The organism is Solibacillus sp. FSL K6-1126, assembly GCF_038003445.1.
GTDB lineage: Bacteria > Bacillota > Bacilli > Bacillales_A > Planococcaceae > Solibacillus > Solibacillus silvestris.
Window position 1 is genome coordinate 629,365 of record NZ_JBBOPD010000001.1, and the last position, 16,990, is coordinate 646,354.

The window sequence follows — 16,990 nt, forward strand, 5'->3', positions numbered from 1 at the left end:
ATAATCTCCCTATAACTCAATTTTATTTGCAGTTTTTGCTATGAGAGACCTTACTTTATCTATTTCTACATAGGCTTTAACATGCTCTTTTCCAAAAGTATTATTAGCTTCACTTAAAATCAAAAAACATTGAATAAGGAATCGATTTTCTCTTTTTAATATGTTTGGATTTTCGGTAGAATTTATAGTTTCTAATAGTCTCAATAATTCGTGATTTAGTTGTATTAAAATTAAATTTTGAGGTAATACGTATTCACAATACATACAATTCACTAATGCTGGGTACTCGCAATTTGGTGCTATTAAACATTGAGCGTGTTCAATCTTTGATGGCATGGAATGTGTAGCTAACTGGTTAAATAAAGTACTTATATCTTGTTGGTTCAGTTGCATTAATTTATGGATAACTTTAATCCTTTTTTCATAAATCAAGTTCATTACTTCAGTTATAGTAGTATTTTGATCGGCAGTATATGGTTTTAAATAGTTGAATGAATATGCAGCCAAAGATTCCATATCTTTAAGTGAAAAAGATTCCTTTAATTTTTCAATTACAACTGTTCTTGTTTCTAAAACTTTACTTTTATAGCCTTCTGAAAATATAAATTTTAGTAATTGATCATAAAGCCACCCGAATGGACCTCTTCTAAAAAGGTTATTTGAAACTCTTTCTAATGAACCGTCTTTACTCATCATTTGAATATAACTTTTTGTACTATCTTCATTTTTGTGAGAGCGTGCTGTTTGCGTTAATATTAGAGCTAACTCTGAATCATATGCGCTATCTTCAGTAATTGAACCGTATAAATATGTAGCTATCGAACGATTCATAATTAAACTGCTAAATTTAAAGTCAGCGAATTGTTCATAGTTAGTGAAGAATTTTAAATGCGAAACTGCTCCATGTGTACAGATTTTTTTATATTTGCCTTGAATAAAGGTTTCAAGTTGTAATTCATCAGTATTTCTTAGATATTCAGAGCATATCATTGCATAAGCTAAAGGTTTTTCAAGACTTGCCGGTACTAAAAAAGTTAATAATTCTCCGGTCTTTGACGCTCTCTTACTTCTAAAAGAAAAGTATATTTGTTTGATAATGTGCTGAATTTTCTCATCTGTTAAAGCGAAATTTCCACTTTGGAAATCTTCATTTTCAATCCCTAAATCTTTTAATTTCATCGTAGGTGTGTTTAAAATCAAATCACTTCCTCTAATAAAATCGCAGCAGAGTAAAGTTGTATAAACCCACATATTTGCATAGTTTCTATCGTTAATACTGTGTTGCAAATGAAGTTCAATATTTTGAACATGTCTATAGATTTGGTTAAACATTTCAATTGAATATATTTCTTTTTCTGATTTCGTATTTTTTTGAGCAGCAATTAACTTACTTTTTAAAGGAATTTTTTTCTGTTCAAATGCATAATTTATGAATCTTGTAAAAAGTAATCTTTCTTTAGTTTTTAAGAAATCCTCTTTTAAACATAAATCATTAATTTTATCTGAACTAAGCTTGAAAATATCGTCTTCTATAACAGTGACTAATTTGTTGTGAAAATTTACAAATTCATTAATTATATTTCTTTTATGGGAATTTGAACCTTTCATTTTATTAAAATAATTTCGTGCATATTCTAAAAATAATTCTTGTGTTTGCTTTAATTTGGGGATTTTCATCATTCGCCTATTAAGTTTGTTTATTGCATATACACTATCTATTTCTATTGAAGTTTGTCTTTCTTCAAAATATTCTATATATCTTTTCACCTCATTTTTTTTAATATATATTCTTCCTTCTTTTCGAATTACATCTAATTTAACTAATGATTGTTTTGAATAAATAGCATTATTAATAGCATATACGGGTTTATTTACTAAATGTGCAACCTCTTTGATTGTATATAAATCTTTTTCTAAGTGAATCATGATTTATTTCCTTTCCCTTCAAGTAAATTTGGTATATAAGTTTCATGCATAGTTTCTAATTTATCTTCAATTTTTTGATGAATGCGAGATGTTGAAACCATATAGGAAAGCGCTGATTCTAAACTTGAATCACCCCTCATATGAGCAATTTCATATGGGTTACTAGCCTCATTAGCGACAAGGTTTGTAAAGGTTCCCCTCCCTATGTGCGTTGACCACTTTATACTTTTTAAATGTTGTGCAACGATTCGATGATCTATTTGCTCAGAGCACTCTAGTTGAGAAATAAAGAGGTTTTTACATTTCTCGAAATATTGTCTGTAGCTACGTCCAGACATGGGTCTATCATTTGAATTTAGGAATAGGGCGTTGGTGGATTTTGATTGATAAATATTTAAATGTTGTCTTAATAAAGTTGAGCCCCAACCATTTACATCTAATACAGCTTGAGTACGCGTTTTTTTTACGGATGCATGTTCTTTTAAATCCGTTCTAAAATTTTGGTTTTCTATTTGTAAAATGAACTCTTTGCTTGCAAGGGTTTTAGTAATTTGAGTCCTTTTTATGTTAAGCACTTCTGATACACGTAGACCTCCAAAGATCTGTAGATAAATCCCCAAAGCAATTCTCGGAGCATGTATAGTTGCGATCTCTATAAACACTGGTATAAATTCGAATGGAATCACATGTTCAAGTTCCTTCACTTTCCTTTGAGGATAAATTACTTGAAAGGGTGATTGAAAATATACTTTATTTTGCTCAGATAGTTGTTCTTTAAATTCTGTAATGTTTACTTCGGTAAATATAGATTTTTTGATTCCCCATACATAGAAATGTATTAATGTTCTTTCAGCATCTTTTACAGTTTCTTGAGAAACACCTGTCGTCCCCAACCAATTCAAATATATAGTGCCTTGGTTAATTGTGAGGTCAATTAAGTTTTTTATTTTTAGTACGGGATAGTGATGTATTATATAGTTAAGGAATTTCACTGTATTTGTTGCATGTTTCTTTTGTGTATTGAAGGATTTCAATCCCCATTTATCTATGATGAAATTACTTAAATGATGGTTAATATATGTTCCTTTTTCAATATCTTTTAAAGCAATCAAACAAATGTGTTTCCTTTCTTTAACTTTTCCATTTCCATCAACAACATAGTCAATCCAAACAGGGTTAATCATAAATTTATTGTTTTCATTTACATTTTGAATTGAAATAATATTGGACAAAATATCACTCCTTATCTTCTGTTTTAATTTTTGATCTTTGAAGTTACTTGAAATAACCTAGAGGAGAATGTGATTTATGTACACTTTTATAATGTACACTATTATGGAGATAAGCCGGTCGTGAAGGAGAACTTGTTGCACGCTGGATTATTGAACGCGCAAAAGTAAATAAACCGGTTAAACGTCTATGGATTTCTTCGGTTACCGATAAAGCGATTAAAGAAGGCTTTGCGAATTTAAAGCCAGGGAAAGCATATGAAAATCTATATTATGCAGCGGTTGCCCGAAGTGAAGCTGACTGGTATATCGGACTGAACGCAAGTCGCGCATTATCGACGAAATTTAATGCACAGCTTAATACAGGTCGTGTACAAACACCGGTTGTTGAAATGGTTGCCGCTCGTGAAGATGAAATAAAGAATTTCAAACCTCAAACGTATTACGGAATCGAAGCTCAAACGAAAGAGCTGAAATTGACATGGCAGGATCAAAACGGCAATGCACGCAGTTTTGATAAAGAAAAGATCGACAAAATCGTTCATACATTAGATAAGCAAAATGCGAAAGTCATCGATATTGAACGTAAACCGAAAAAGACATTCTCTCCTGGACTTTATGATTTAACTGAATTACAACGTGATGCGAATAAGCTATTCGGATATTCGGCAAAAGAAACGTTGAATATTATGCAAAAGCTATATGAATCACATAAAGTGCTCACATACCCGCGTACGGATTCACGTTATCTTTCATCCGATATTGTCAGCACATTGCCTGAGCGTTTGAAAGCTTGTTCTGTAGGGGAATATCGTACGTTAGCAAACAAAGTACTAACAAAGCCGATTAAAGCAAGTAAATCGTTTGTTGATGATAGTAAAGTATCCGATCACCATGCGATTATTCCGACTGAAGAATATGTGAATTTTGCGAACTTCAATGATAAAGAGCGTAAAATTTACGATCTGGTCGTAAAACGTTTCCTTGCAGTTCTTTTCCCTGCACATGAGTATGAGCAATTAACAGTTCAAGCCGAAATCGGGAAAGAGAAATTTATCGCACGCGGTAAGACGGTTATTTCTGCTGGGTGGAAAGAAGTATACTCGAATCGTTTTGATGACGAGGAAACTTCAGAGGATGTGAAGGAACAGCTGTTGCCGCGTCTTGAAAAAGGACAAGTGCTAAACGTGACATTACTTGCCCAAACATCTGGACAAACAAAACCGCCAGCTCGTTTTACAGAGGCGACAATACTGACAGCGATGGAAAATCCGGCGAAATATATGAATACGCAAAACAAAGCGCTTGCCGATACATTAAAATCGACAGGTGGGCTAGGGACTGTTGCAACGCGTGCCGATATTATCGATAAATTGTTCAATTCGTTCCTTATTGAAAAGCGTGGAAAAGACATTCATATTACGTCAAAAGGCCGCCAGCTGCTGGATTTGGTACCGAATGAACTAAAATCTCCGGAAACAACGGCACAATGGGAGCAAAAGCTTGAGCAAATTGCTAAGGGTAAGCTGAAAAAAGATGTCTTCATTAATGAAATGAAGCAGCATACAAAAGCAATCGTTGCCGATATTAAAAACAGCGATAAAAAGTTCAAGCATGATAATATTTCAACGAAGTCCTGCCCGGATTGCGGAAAGCCATTGCTTGAAGTAAACGGGAAAAAAGGAAAAATGCTCGTATGCCAGGACCGTGAGTGCGGTCACCGTAAAAACGTCTCACGTGTAACGAATGCCCGTTGTCCGCAATGTAAGAAAAAGCTGGAGCTGCATGGACAAGGTGAAGGCCAAATTTTTGTATGTAAGTGCGGTTACCGCGAAAAATTATCCGCATTCGAAGCGCGCCGTAAAAAAGAAGGCGGCGGTAAAGTTGATAAACGCAGTGTTCAAAAATATTTGAAGCAGCAAGAAAAAGAAGTAGAGCCAATTAATAACGCATTTGCGGATTTATTAAAAGGCATGAAATTTGATGAGTAATTCGCTTTATTGATTACATGCAGGAATGGAAACCGTACTTTAACAAGTGCGGTTTTTATGTTTTAAATGGGTACTGTAGTTTCTTCAAATTCATCTAATATAGCGTAAGAATCGAATCCATTGGCGCAGTACCATTCGCAACGGCATTCACTTTGTTAACGTATTGCTTGTTGATTAAATACTTTAACGGCTGCTCTACGGCATTGAAATATTTGAATGTATCCCGTGCCATTTCATCCCATTCTTCATAATAGGTTAAATAGTCATTTGCCGTTACTTTAGTTCTCGATGTGCCTTCTTCAGAGATGCACTGAAAATCCTCAACACCTTTTAAAGTTCCATAATCACATGTTAATTGCTCGCCAGGTTGAATGTCTTTTGCGGCCATTTGAAAATTATAAGCTGTATCGACACAATTTGGTTTGAAACTGTGATTCATATATTTTGCGTGATCCCAATGAAGGACATAGATACCGTCAGTTTCTAAGTACGCATATTTATAGACATCCGCTTTTTGCAAATCACCAAGGCTTTCGATAAACTCTACTGTCAGCATCAAGTCTAAGTCATCTTTAATCCAAACAATCGTCCCTTTAGGGATTAGTTTAGTTGCAAAGACACCGACGCCTACCTGCTCACTGACAAATTGAATTTCTGTATGTGGATGCATCATTTGTTATTCCTCCTTAAAAGTAAAACCCATTTAAATGTTATGTTGAATAAAAGTTATTTCCTTGAAATCAGATTGTTTTAATATGTTTATGTCATTACTTTCTATTTGGAATAGGCTTTAGTCAGTATTTATAATGCTTTGATGCATGGGATTTTATTGTAGAGGGAGAATTTCATTTCATTACAAAATCATGCGGATAGGGATGTTTTTGATGGGGGTATGTATGACCTGTTGGATGAAGGAAATTAGTTTTAAACACAGCAAAAATACCATTTTCTCCTTAGAGAACAATGGCATTTAGGCAACTTTATTTTAAGCAATATTTAGCAACGACTTCTGCACCAGCTTTTGCTGCAACTAATAATGCCCGTTCATCAATATCAAACTTTGGATGATGGTTCATATAAGGTACATCTAAGTACGTTGGTTGGCAGCCAATATAATAAAAAGTGGATGGCTTTGCGAGTGCATAATACGCAAAATCCTCTGACCCTGAAAACAACGGTGCTTCTTCAATCGCAATGATTTCTTCCTGTTCCGAAGCTTCCAATGTTTCAACGACAAAATTTGTCAGGTCCTTATCGTTTACTAACGGTGGATAATCCTTTTCGTAAGTGAGCGTGCAAGTAACACCAAACTGGACTTCTAAACCGTCTACTAACCGTTTGATTTCCTTTTCAATCGTAGCGTGAACAGTGTCGTTCATATAACGCACATCACCTTCAAGCGTTACGGCATCTTTAATAACATTAAACGTTCCTTTTCCATCAAATGAACCGATTGTAACGACACCCATATCATACGGGTTTAACCGTCTACTAATAACCGTTTGTACAGTCGTTACAAAGTTCGAGGCTGCAACAATTGCATCATTCGCCAGGTGAGGGGACGAACCATGCCCTCCTGTACCATGTACGACCAATTTGAAAAATGAGCGGCCGGCCATTGCAGCGCCAGCACGATATCCGATATGTCCGACTTTAAATGTTGGGAATAAATGTGCCCCAACAATTATTTCACAGTCATCGAGTAAACCGGAAGCCATCATACTTTTGGCACCACCAGGCGGTTTTTCCTCTGCATGCTGATGAATAATTTTCACTGTTCCGTGCAATTCATCTTTTAACTGGATGAGACAGTCTGCTAAAATGAGCAAATACGCGGTATGACCGTCATGACCGCAAGCATGCATGACACCCGGGTTTTTCGATTTAAATAGGACATCTGTTTTTTCTTCAATCGGTAAAGCATCAAAATCTGCACGTATCCCGATGACAGGACCTGGATGTTGCCCTTGAATTTCTACAATAATTCCGTACCCATTGCCGACATTGCGATGGACCTTTACGTCTTTATTTGCATAGAAATCCGCGATATACTGTGCTGTTTGCTGTTCTTCAAAGGAGAGTTCCGGATGTTCGTGTAGATGACGGCGAATGGCAATCATCTCATCGTTCCGTGCTGCTAACTTATCCATTAACTGTTGTTTAATTGTCATGATGTTTGTTCACTCGCTTTCATTTTTTCAAGAATTACGGCAAAGAGTACTGTTCCTGCAATACAAATAAAGGTTTGGAACGACGGCGGAATAGGGCCAAGCGCTGCAAAAATCCCCAATCCAATAGCACCGATTCCCCAAACGGGTTTCTTTAATGCGAACTGCGCAAGCACTCCACCAAAGATAGCCGGCAATACAAAGCTGAAGCTGGCGCGGATTGACACAGGCAACGCATTAATTAAGTAAGAACCCCCTAAAATCACAGCTATAAGCATTGTTGTATTCACAATGGAAGCGGCAGAAATCGCTAATGTTGCGGTAACTTCACCTTTGCGCGTCCCTGGCTCTGCTTTTACGATGGATTGGGCAATAGATGCGCTAGGTAAGCACATATTTCCGATATTACCTGTTAGAAATGCCAAATACGTGCCCGACACACCTAAAATAGGGTAGTAGCTAATTGGCTCGACAAACCAGATGATCGATACAACGGCCCCGTAACTTAAAAAACCTGTTAAGATAACAGACCAACCTGGATGGTACCCTAGACCAAATGATAAATAGAGGGGAAGGGCTATCGTACAAATGATGACACTCCAAATAGTAAGACGACCCCAGAAATGTGCCTGACTATGAAACATTGCAAAGTTTTCCTCGCTTTTTGTAGGTGAAGCATCTGTTGTGTGACGCTCTAAAACGACCATTTTAATCATCCTCCTTCAATTAAATTAAGAAATACCCGACGCTCATACCGATTAAAATAACTAGTCCTAGTGACCACTCACGGAGCCAATTCTGGTTAAAGCGTTGAGCTGCCCACATAATAACCGGCATTACAAGTAAAGCGACTATAAAAATAATCGTTTCATTCATACCTTTTGCGATCTGGCCACCACCAAAATATCCGAAAGCACCAATCATTGCTGCAGTCGAAATGACACTTAACCATTTTGCCCGATTGCCGCCACCGCTCGTTAACTTACTTTGAAGGCGACCAAGAGATTTCGTAAACAATGCTGTAACAATCAACCATCCCATGCCGCCTAAACACATTGTCCAAACTGCTGCTGTAAATGCTTGTGCTGAGAAGCTTTTGTCACTTAACTCTTCACCTGCTGCTTCGGCCCCAAGACTTGCTCCTACTGTTTCGATCGGTGCTGATCCGACAATACCAATTCGCATCATTGTCGTTGGTTCACCAATTAAAGTAATTAAAGAAATGGCCACGATAATAATGGCAAATGATGGACCTAATGAACTAATTGCACCTGTTCGAATAATTGAAGTGACTTCCTTGTTCGTTAAGCCTACTTCTGGTGCTACTTTCTTTGAAATCCGTATAAAGACAATGGCTTGGAAAATTACAATGAGTACAACGACAAATGCTATAACCCATAAAATCGGATGATCCATAATCTCTGATGCTAAGTTCATAAAACCCCTCCTTTAAATTGACGAACAATTCAGTTTTTTTAATACTATACTTTGTTTTCTTGTTGCGAAACAATGTGTAATCCTCTATATTTATAAATAAAATTATGGAATATTCTATATATTTCAGAAAGAGGGGAATGTCTATGTCAGATGGACAAGAAGCAATTCTACGTCACTTAACACTTTCAAATAAACAGTTATCTATCCTCGTGGAAAGTATCCGGACAATCACTTCCAAACTTCATATTGATGAAGTATTACATACAATCATGCGGCATGCACTGAACGTTATTCCTGAAGCAGATGCAGGGTATTTAATGCTTTTTGATGAACAGAAACAGTGTCTAATTCCGAAAACCTATATTCATTTCCCGCCACTTATTGAACAATTTCAAACAAAGCCGAATGAGGCCATTACTGGTCGTGTATTTGCGACAGGAATCGGTGAGTTCTTTAACAGTTACGAAGAAATTATGGCTGCTATGTACCATCAAAATGTAAGCCCGCGTAATTTACAGACAATATTAAAGAGCGCACATGTTCCGCAAGCAGCTCTTTGTGTACCGATAACTGTTGATGCTAAGCCAATCGGCATCATGATCCTTCACCAACTTCAAAAGAAAAGAGACCTCACACAAGAAGATCTATTATTTTTTCAAGCCTTTGCCGATCAGGTAGGGGTGGCAATTCAAAAAGCCCAGTATTATGAACAGATGACTGAGAAAGTAAAAGAAGCGCACGAATTATCTCTGGCATTAGAGACAAAACATACCCTTCTTAAACAGCGCTATGATGTGCATGCTACATTAAATCAATTGCTCTTACAAAACGAACCGATCTCCGTCATTTTAAATGAACTGAAAAACTTAACGCAATTACCAATTGGTTTTTATGATGCATATGATGATGTGTTTTTTGAAGATGATCAGTCCATTCCCCCTCACACAAAAGCTAAAATAAAAAAACAATTATTCTTGAAAATGAAGCCATTTGAGTATCGGCTTAAAAATGACCGCAGCTTTATTGTTTATCCTCTCTATAATTTGGATATTTGTTTAGGGAGTATGATTATTGAACAGAAAGGCATCATTTCCTACAAAGATCAGCAAACACTGGAGCAGGGGGCCAATATTTTAACACTGCAAATTTTACGCAATAAAAATGTTCTGGAGCACCATAACAAACGAATGCAGGAAACATTCCAGCAGATCATCGATGCACCTAATCAAAAAACAGTTGCTTCTATGGCATATCAACTTGATCTAGATGTGCAGGACTACTACCGATTATGTATTTTCGAGTTCAAACAAACGGCCGACATGTTATCGGTTGAACAATATTTACATCAGTTCATCTCCATGCTAAAGGAACAATTTCCAGGTGAACGGAAATTACTTTTTTATGAAAAAAACAAAATCACTCTTTTAATCGGTGTGCCGTCACCAGCAATGCTTACAACATTAAACGAAACACTCTCGCGCCTACAAAAAAAGTGGCAATCACAGCATAAACCGCTTTTTCGGTGCGCAATCAGTAAACAATATAAAACCCTACAGACAGTTTCTTCTCTATACGAAGAAGCGCTGCAAACATTGCGCTTTTTACATGTACGTGATGAATGGACAATTACGAGCTACGATAAAATCGGTCTCAATCAGCTGATTTTACAAGTCCCGCCAAAAGACTTGGCAAACTTCATTCATGACCAAATCGGTGAGTTATTGACTAAAGCCAATAAAAGTCACCTGTATGAAACATTGTTGGCCTATTTCAGATTTAATCGCTCCGTTCAGCAAACAGCACAGCATTTACATATTCATACCAACACTTTGTACCAGCGATTAAGCCGAATTGAGCAAATATTAAATATCTCGTTTCAAATACAGGAAGATGCACTGAAAATGCAATTAGCTTGTTATTTAAAAGAAAATTACTTAACGCCTGTAAAAAAACGAGAGTAAATATAGGGGAGTGAGGGGGATAACTGTCATGCTAGAAAATTAATACATCTTAATAAAAATGTATACTAAAATTTCAAGTGAGTATAAAATAGGACAAGTTAGCATGGGTGTAGGAAAGTGACTTTGTATTTAGGAGATGTTGGTGCAGAATTTTAATAGTTGACGAAGTAGCACGGCCTACATACCAACAGAAAAAGTTGAAAAAATAGAGGAAGTGAAACAATGGATTGGTTCGGTAATATATTGGGTGAAGTGAATACAATATTATATTCATATGTATTAATAATTTTATTAGTAGGAACAGGCATATTTTTAACGGTTAAAACAAAGTTTATTCAATTTAGATTAATAGGTGAAATGTTTAAACTTATAACAGAATCGGCGCCAACAGATAAGTCAGGAAAAAAAGGCATATCTTCTTTTCAGGCTTTTACAATTTCTGCTGCTTCTCGAATTGGAACAGGTAATATAGCGGGTGTCGCGACGGCAATTGCTCTTGGCGGTCCCGGTGCGATATTTTGGATGTGGATGATTGCGCTGATCGGAGCGGCATCTGCACTAATTGAAAGTACATTAGCACAAGTATATAAAGTGAAAGATAAGAGTACTGGATTGTTTCGTGGTGGTCCTGCTTATTATATGGAAAAAGGCTTAAATAAAAGATGGATGGGTATTCTTTTTGCTGTTGTCATTACAATTACGTATGGCTTTATTTTTAATTCTGTCCAGGCAAATACGATTTCCATTGCATTTGAAGAAAGTTTTGGTGCCAATCGATTTGTAGTAGGTTTAGTATTGGCTGCTTTAACAGGGATTATTGTTTTCGGTGGATTAAAGAGAATTGTTAGCTTTACTCAAATAGTTGTTCCTGTTATGGCAATTTTGTATATTATAATTGCTCTTATTGTTGTATTCCTCAATATTTCCGAAATTCCGAATGTATTTCTTCTTATCATAAAGTCTGCCTTTGGATTGGAAGAAGCCTTTGCGGGAATGATTGGGGCAGCAATTATGAATGGTATTAAACGGGGATTATTCTCAAATGAAGCAGGGATAGGTTCTGCACCCAATGCAGCAGCAACAGCAGCTGTTTCACACCCAGTAAAGCAAGGGTTAATTCAAGCCCTTGGTGTATTTATAGACACATTAGTCGTTTGTACAGCAACAGCGGCAATCGTATTATTAGGCGATGCATACCTTCAATCTGACGCAACTTCAGTCAATTTAACGCAAGCCTCTTTAGTCGGAAGTTTAGGTGATTGGGCAGGCAGCTTCTTAGCGATCATTGTATTTATGTTTGCTTTTAGTACGGTTATTGGCAATTACTATTACGGTGAATCGAATATTAGTTTTATAAAAGATTCAAAGACTGGTTTATTAGTATTCCGTATATTTGTCGTACTTTTTGTTATGTTTGGTTCCATTGCAAAGGTACAAGTTGTATGGGATTTAGCGGATCTGTTTATGGCCTTTATGGCGATCATTAACTTAATTGCTATTCTCCAACTTTGGAAAGTGGCCAAACCGGTTATTAATGATTATTTAACTCAACGGAAGCAAGGCAAAGATCCAGTATTCTATAAGAAAAACGTACCTAATTTAGGCGAGGTGGAATGCTGGGGCGAAGATGAAGAAATAGAAGGAAAACGTTAAATTTGAGCTTTCATTCAGGAATACTACTTCGTAAATAGCTATTAAAATTTAAAATGGGGCAATCACTAAATTGGTGATTGCCCCATTACATTATATTAGAAGCGAGTCTAGTTTAACCCGTATGGCTGTAGACCCTTCTTTTTCACTTGAATACGCCACACCTCGTTCTTTGATGATTCGGTTACGTACAGGTACCCATCATGAAAAGCTAAGTTTGTCGCGAATGTTCCTGCATCTTCAGGAAGGCGAATGGTTCCGTATTTAAAACCATTGGCGTCAACCACTACTACTTCTCCAGCTTGGAAATGGGCTACGTACAGATTACCTTCAGCATCTACAGCTAACCCATCCGGACCGATTCCACCTTCAAAACGAGCGAAAATAAACGGTGATTCAGGAGAATTTGCAGCATTTACAGAAGGGACGGATAGAATTTGATTTTTATCAAACTCTGATATATAGACGCGTTGGCCATTTGCCGAAATGGCAATTCCATTAGGATAAGCAATATTCTCTGAGAAGAGGATTGCTTCAGTTTTACCAGGAGGTAAGTAGAAGACGCGACCTGTTGGATGAGTAGCACTAGAACCCATTGGCTCAGTAAAGTAAAGACCACCTGTTTCGTCAAAAACAAGGTCATTTAAACCGTTTAAAGGTTTCCCGTCGTAAGAATTGACAATGGTTTTGCGTTCGCCAGTAGCAGGATTGTAGGAATATAATTCACCTTTGCCATCCGTAATAAATAGGCGACCATCTTTATGGAACTTAGCTCCAATTGGCATTAATTTATCTTTATCTCCTAAAACTTTTTCAACTTTGTCGCCTTTAATAGTTAAGATTTCGCCAGTTGTCGGGCTAACTAACCAGATGTTTCCTTTACGATCAAAGTTAATACCTTCCATGAATCCACTACCTGTAGCAACCTTTTCCCATTTACTGCTTTGATGAATAATTTCAGAAATGTCATGTCTTTCCTTTGCCGGTACTGGCTTTGTTTCATACAATGCCTTAGCACCAGTGAATGTGACCGTTATAAGGGAGAGAACAAGAACCAATATCCATACAAGTGCACCTTTTTTAGACCTCATAAATACCTCCTAAATGACAGTGAATTTTTTTGAAACAGTATTCAAGAAGAAAGAAGTAATTAATTTATTAACCTTTTTAGAATATAAGCGCTTATATTCTTGGTATCATATCATTCGTTCAATGGTCTAAATAGCAGAAAAAGAACTCGAATGAAACTAATAAAAAGTAGTATTTTTAGCTATTTAGAAAATTCTTTATTTGTTATACTGGAAATTTAGACTATTAAAAAAAATACTTGCTATATAATTGGACTTTTTAACAAAGAATGTAGTCTATAAACATTTGATTTAAAAGAAAGGGGGACAACCTTTTTGCACTCTATACACAAAATAGGTAAAAGTTTTTGGTATATCACCCCAGTCTCGTTGACTGACCGCCCGATTTTAGGAATGGTGGTTGGCAGTAAAAAGACATTAATGATTGATGCAGGAAACTCGGAAGAACATATGCATTATTTTCTGAATGAACTTCAAAAAAGGGGAGTTCCTAATCCGGATTTAGTTGTCCTAACACATTGGCATTGGGATCATATATTTGGTCTTTCCGCATTACCCGATACTGTTTCAATTGCCTCCAAAGAGACTGAAAGGGAAATGGAGAAGCTTATTCCATTTTCATGGTCAGATGAAGCCATTGATGCGCGAGTAAATGAAGGCGTGGAAATTGAATTTTGTGCAAAAGCGATTAAGGAAGAATACACGAATCATCGAAATATTAAAATTACTTTGCCGGATATTACAATAGAGAAAAGGGCAGAGATAAATCTTGGTGATGTGACTTGTATCGTACAACAAGTTGGAGGGGACCATGCTGCAGATTCTGTCATTGTGTATATAAAAGAAGAGAAGATTCTTTTCTTAGGGGACTGCATTTATCCAAGAATGTATGCCGAAAAAGTACACTATACAATTAGTGAAACTTTACGGTTATTAGATGTATTAGAAACTTTTGATGCGGAAACCTATATCCCTTCACATCAACAACCAATTTCAAAAGTAGCTTTCGATAAAGAAGTCGCCATTCTAAGAACGATTGCCAAATATACAGAGGTCTGTAAGGGAGATTTACCGACAATAGTGAAGGAATACGAAAACTATGTAAAAAGGGAACTTACCGAAGATGAATTAGAAACCATCTCCCATTTTGCCGATGGATACTAACTGATTGCGCTCCTTTACGAAAAAAATTACAATTTTGAAGAACCACCTAATTGTTGATATACAACGAATTAGGTGGTTTTTTCTAAAAAAAGACGTTAGACCAAAGAAAAATTAATAGAGAGAACATTTATAAGGTATTCTCTTATTATTTCCCCTATATAAGTCAGCTGTTTCCTGTACTGTGCAACCCAAAAACCCCTTTGATTCTTAAAAATTTAAACCATCTGTATTAATTGCCAATTTGACAAAAGTAACAACCTATTTATAATTATAAGTTGTTAGATGTTAATTTTTACATATAAGTAAAACAATCAGAAAGGAAGATTTTATGAAACTCATTAGTTTATCGAAGCTAGGATTAATTTTAGTATTAAGTTTATTATTAGCTGCATGTTCTTCGGAGGCTGAAGGTACAGAAAAACAAGCTGTCAACTTAGCCTATGTTGAATGGGAGACTGAGGTTGCCTCCACTCATGTAGTAGGACAAGTTCTAGAAGATTTAGGATATGATGTAACGCTGACGCCTTTAGATAATGGAATTATGTGGGAAGCTCTTGCAAATGGAGAGGTTGATGGCATGGTTTCAGCTTGGCTACCGCAGACGCACGCCCCGCAAGTTGAGAAGTACAAAGGCCGTATAGATGATTTAGGTGAAAATTTGTTAGGCGGAAAAATTGGGTTAGTAGTCCCTAGTTATATGGATGTGGATTCCATCGAAGATTTAACAGATGAAGCGGGTAAAACGATAACGGGCATCGAACCAGGTGCAAATATAACAGGAACTACAGAAAAGGCGTATGAGATATATCCAAATCTTGAAGGGTGGACAGTACTAAGCTCATCTTCAGTAGCAATGACAGGGGCCCTTAAACAAGCGATTGAGAACAAAGAAGAAATCATAGTGACAGGTTGGTCTCCTCACTGGAAATTTAACTTATTTGATTTGAAGTATTTAGATGATCCTAAAGGGATGTACGGAACTGAAGAATATATCGGTACATTTGCACGTAATGGATTCAAAGAGGATAATCCTGAGGCATACAGTGTTCTCGATAATTTCCACTGGACGCCAGAAGATATAGAAAGTGTTATGTATGATATTATGGAAGGCATGGATCCGAAAGATGCAGCAAAAAAATGGATTGAAGAAAATGAAGCTAAAGTTGCCGATTGGACAAAAGATGTTAAATAAGTACCAAGTACCGGATGCACTCAATTTGCTTGTTTTCAGCATATAAGTCATCATGCTGAGGAGCGCTGGTTAACGGGAATGTCTCATTTCTATCGCTTTTATTTTTACCTTAGCAGAATAACATACTCTTGTCCCCATAAAAAAACACCTCCATGTTGATTCTTGGTATTCAATACCTGTTTTCAACGAAAGGTGTTTTTTATTTGTGTCATTATTTTAGGTCAGTGCAAAAATACATAAATTATTTCTGATTGTTTTTTATTTCTAATAACCCATGTCATACATTAGGAGTATACTAGGATATTTATGGAAAGGAGACAAAACTTGAATAAAACCTTACTTAATGCACTTAGAAATGGGGGATTTATATTTTATGCAAGGCATGGAGAAGCGACTGTCGGAAGCGATTTAGCTAACTTAAACTTTCAAAACTGTTTAACTCAGAGAAATCTTTCTGAAATGGGACGTAGGCAAGCAATTTACTATGGAGAAATACTTCGGTATTTAAGAATACCATTCGAAATCCCTGTTTCCTCAAGTCCCTATTGCAGGACAATCGAAACAGCACAGTTAGCATTTGGTAGTGGTAATGTTCAAATTAATCCTTTTTGGGTTGAGATAAATAGGTTAAGCGAAAATTTACCGAGTAATGATAGGCAAATAATTTTGAGTAATCTTCAATCAATTTTAGAATATATCCCGGATAAGGGAAATAATAAAATGATTGTTGATCACATTTTCCCTGCAAAGGTTGGATTAGGTCCAATCCCTTATATGGGGACAGTTATTATTAAGCCAAAAGGGCGAGGTAACGGCTATGATATTGTTGGTCAACTATCTTTAGAAGATTGGTCTACATTAGATAGTTAGAAGAACATTGTGTGAACAAAAAACCATGGAGACCTAAGCACGGTATTCCCAATTGAATGAACTGATTTACAAATTAGTTATCATCTATATTTAATTTTTCAAACCAGCCGAATGCAACTTCTGCTTTAACTATTTGATTATTAGGTGAAATTAAGAAAATTACAAATGAACTACCTGGTGGATAAATAAATTTTCCATCTTCATCTAAATCTATATCTGAAAACCGCACTTAAATTTATTACGGAAATGTACCGTATCATATGTAAGTGCGGTTTTCTTTAATACCTTCAAGAAAATGAAATTTCTCCAATATA

Annotated in this window: 13 protein-coding genes and 1 pseudogene; 6 read left to right on the forward strand and 8 right to left on the reverse strand. The window is 36.2% G+C overall.

Going from position 1 to position 16,990, the window contains the following annotated elements; genetic code table 11:
• Positions 1 to 9: 9 nt before the first annotated feature.
• Entirely contained in the window at positions 10 to 1,926 is a 1,917-nt protein-coding gene (locus MHH44_RS03120; RefSeq protein WP_340797775.1) for a DNA-binding protein, read from the reverse strand.
• Complete coding sequence (locus MHH44_RS03125) at positions 1,923 to 3,158, reverse strand: site-specific integrase (RefSeq protein WP_340797776.1); 1,236 nt, start codon at positions 3,156 to 3,158, stop codon at positions 1,923 to 1,925. Before MHH44_RS03125 ends, MHH44_RS03120 begins: the two co-directional genes overlap by 4 nt.
• 113 nt (positions 3,159 to 3,271) lie before the next feature.
• Here MHH44_RS03125 and MHH44_RS03130 point away from each other — a divergent pair.
• Positions 3,272 to 5,146, forward strand: a pseudogene (locus tag MHH44_RS03130) (DNA topoisomerase III); the annotation flags it as partial.
• Positions 5,147 to 5,240: 94 nt separating this feature from the next.
• On the opposite strand, the gene MHH44_RS03135 reads toward MHH44_RS03130, so the two are convergent.
• The 4 genes from MHH44_RS03135 to MHH44_RS03150 form a co-directional block, all read right to left on the reverse strand.
• Positions 5,241 to 5,819, reverse strand: a complete 579-nt coding sequence (locus tag MHH44_RS03135) for an SET domain-containing protein (protein ID WP_340797777.1) — start codon at positions 5,817 to 5,819, stop codon at positions 5,241 to 5,243.
• Between the two features lie 307 nt (positions 5,820 to 6,126).
• Positions 6,127 to 7,317 (reverse strand): amidohydrolase, encoded by a 1,191-nt coding sequence (locus MHH44_RS03140; protein ID WP_340797778.1) that lies wholly within the window; start codon positions 7,315 to 7,317, stop codon positions 6,127 to 6,129.
• Complete coding sequence (locus MHH44_RS03145) at positions 7,314 to 8,021, reverse strand: small-conductance mechanosensitive channel (RefSeq protein ID WP_340797779.1); 708 nt, start codon at positions 8,019 to 8,021, stop codon at positions 7,314 to 7,316. Before MHH44_RS03145 ends, MHH44_RS03140 begins: the two co-directional genes overlap by 4 nt.
• 19 nt (positions 8,022 to 8,040) lie before the next feature.
• Positions 8,041 to 8,751, reverse strand: coding sequence for a DUF5058 family protein (locus tag MHH44_RS03150; RefSeq protein ID WP_014824803.1), 711 nt, complete (start codon positions 8,749 to 8,751; stop codon positions 8,041 to 8,043).
• 143 nt (positions 8,752 to 8,894) lie between these two features.
• Between MHH44_RS03150 and MHH44_RS03155 the strand changes: the two genes are divergently transcribed.
• Positions 8,895 to 10,712: a helix-turn-helix domain-containing protein gene (locus tag MHH44_RS03155; RefSeq protein ID WP_340797780.1), complete on the forward strand. Its 1,818-nt coding sequence runs from the start codon at positions 8,895 to 8,897 to the stop codon at positions 10,710 to 10,712.
• Positions 10,713 to 10,934: 222 nt separating this feature from the next.
• Positions 10,935 to 12,365, forward strand: coding sequence for an alanine/glycine:cation symporter family protein (locus MHH44_RS03160; protein ID WP_014824801.1), 1,431 nt, complete (start codon positions 10,935 to 10,937; stop codon positions 12,363 to 12,365).
• A 107-nt stretch (positions 12,366 to 12,472) separates the two neighbouring features.
• Here the strand turns inward: MHH44_RS03160 and MHH44_RS03165 are convergent, their stop codons facing one another.
• On the reverse strand, positions 12,473 to 13,453 hold the full coding sequence (locus MHH44_RS03165; protein WP_340797781.1) for an SMP-30/gluconolactonase/LRE family protein: 981 nt from the start codon (positions 13,451 to 13,453) through the stop codon (positions 12,473 to 12,475).
• 312 nt (positions 13,454 to 13,765) lie between these two features.
• Between MHH44_RS03165 and MHH44_RS03170 the strand changes: the two genes are divergently transcribed.
• The 3 genes from MHH44_RS03170 to MHH44_RS03180 all read left to right on the forward strand — a co-directional run bounded on the left by MHH44_RS03170 (position 13,766) and on the right by MHH44_RS03180 (position 16,676).
• Complete coding sequence (locus tag MHH44_RS03170) at positions 13,766 to 14,614, forward strand: MBL fold metallo-hydrolase (RefSeq protein WP_340797782.1); 849 nt, start codon at positions 13,766 to 13,768, stop codon at positions 14,612 to 14,614.
• 328 nt (positions 14,615 to 14,942) lie between these two features.
• On the forward strand, positions 14,943 to 15,806 hold the full coding sequence (locus tag MHH44_RS03175; protein ID WP_340797783.1) for a glycine betaine ABC transporter substrate-binding protein: 864 nt from the start codon (positions 14,943 to 14,945) through the stop codon (positions 15,804 to 15,806).
• Between the two features lie 324 nt (positions 15,807 to 16,130).
• Positions 16,131 to 16,676: a histidine phosphatase family protein gene (locus MHH44_RS03180; RefSeq protein WP_014824798.1), complete on the forward strand. Its 546-nt coding sequence runs from the start codon at positions 16,131 to 16,133 to the stop codon at positions 16,674 to 16,676.
• Between the two features lie 73 nt (positions 16,677 to 16,749).
• On the opposite strand, the gene MHH44_RS03185 is transcribed toward MHH44_RS03180, so the two are convergent.
• Complete coding sequence (locus MHH44_RS03185) at positions 16,750 to 16,905, reverse strand: DUF6143 family protein (RefSeq protein WP_340797784.1); 156 nt, start codon at positions 16,903 to 16,905, stop codon at positions 16,750 to 16,752.
• Positions 16,906 to 16,990 lie beyond the last annotated feature (85 nt).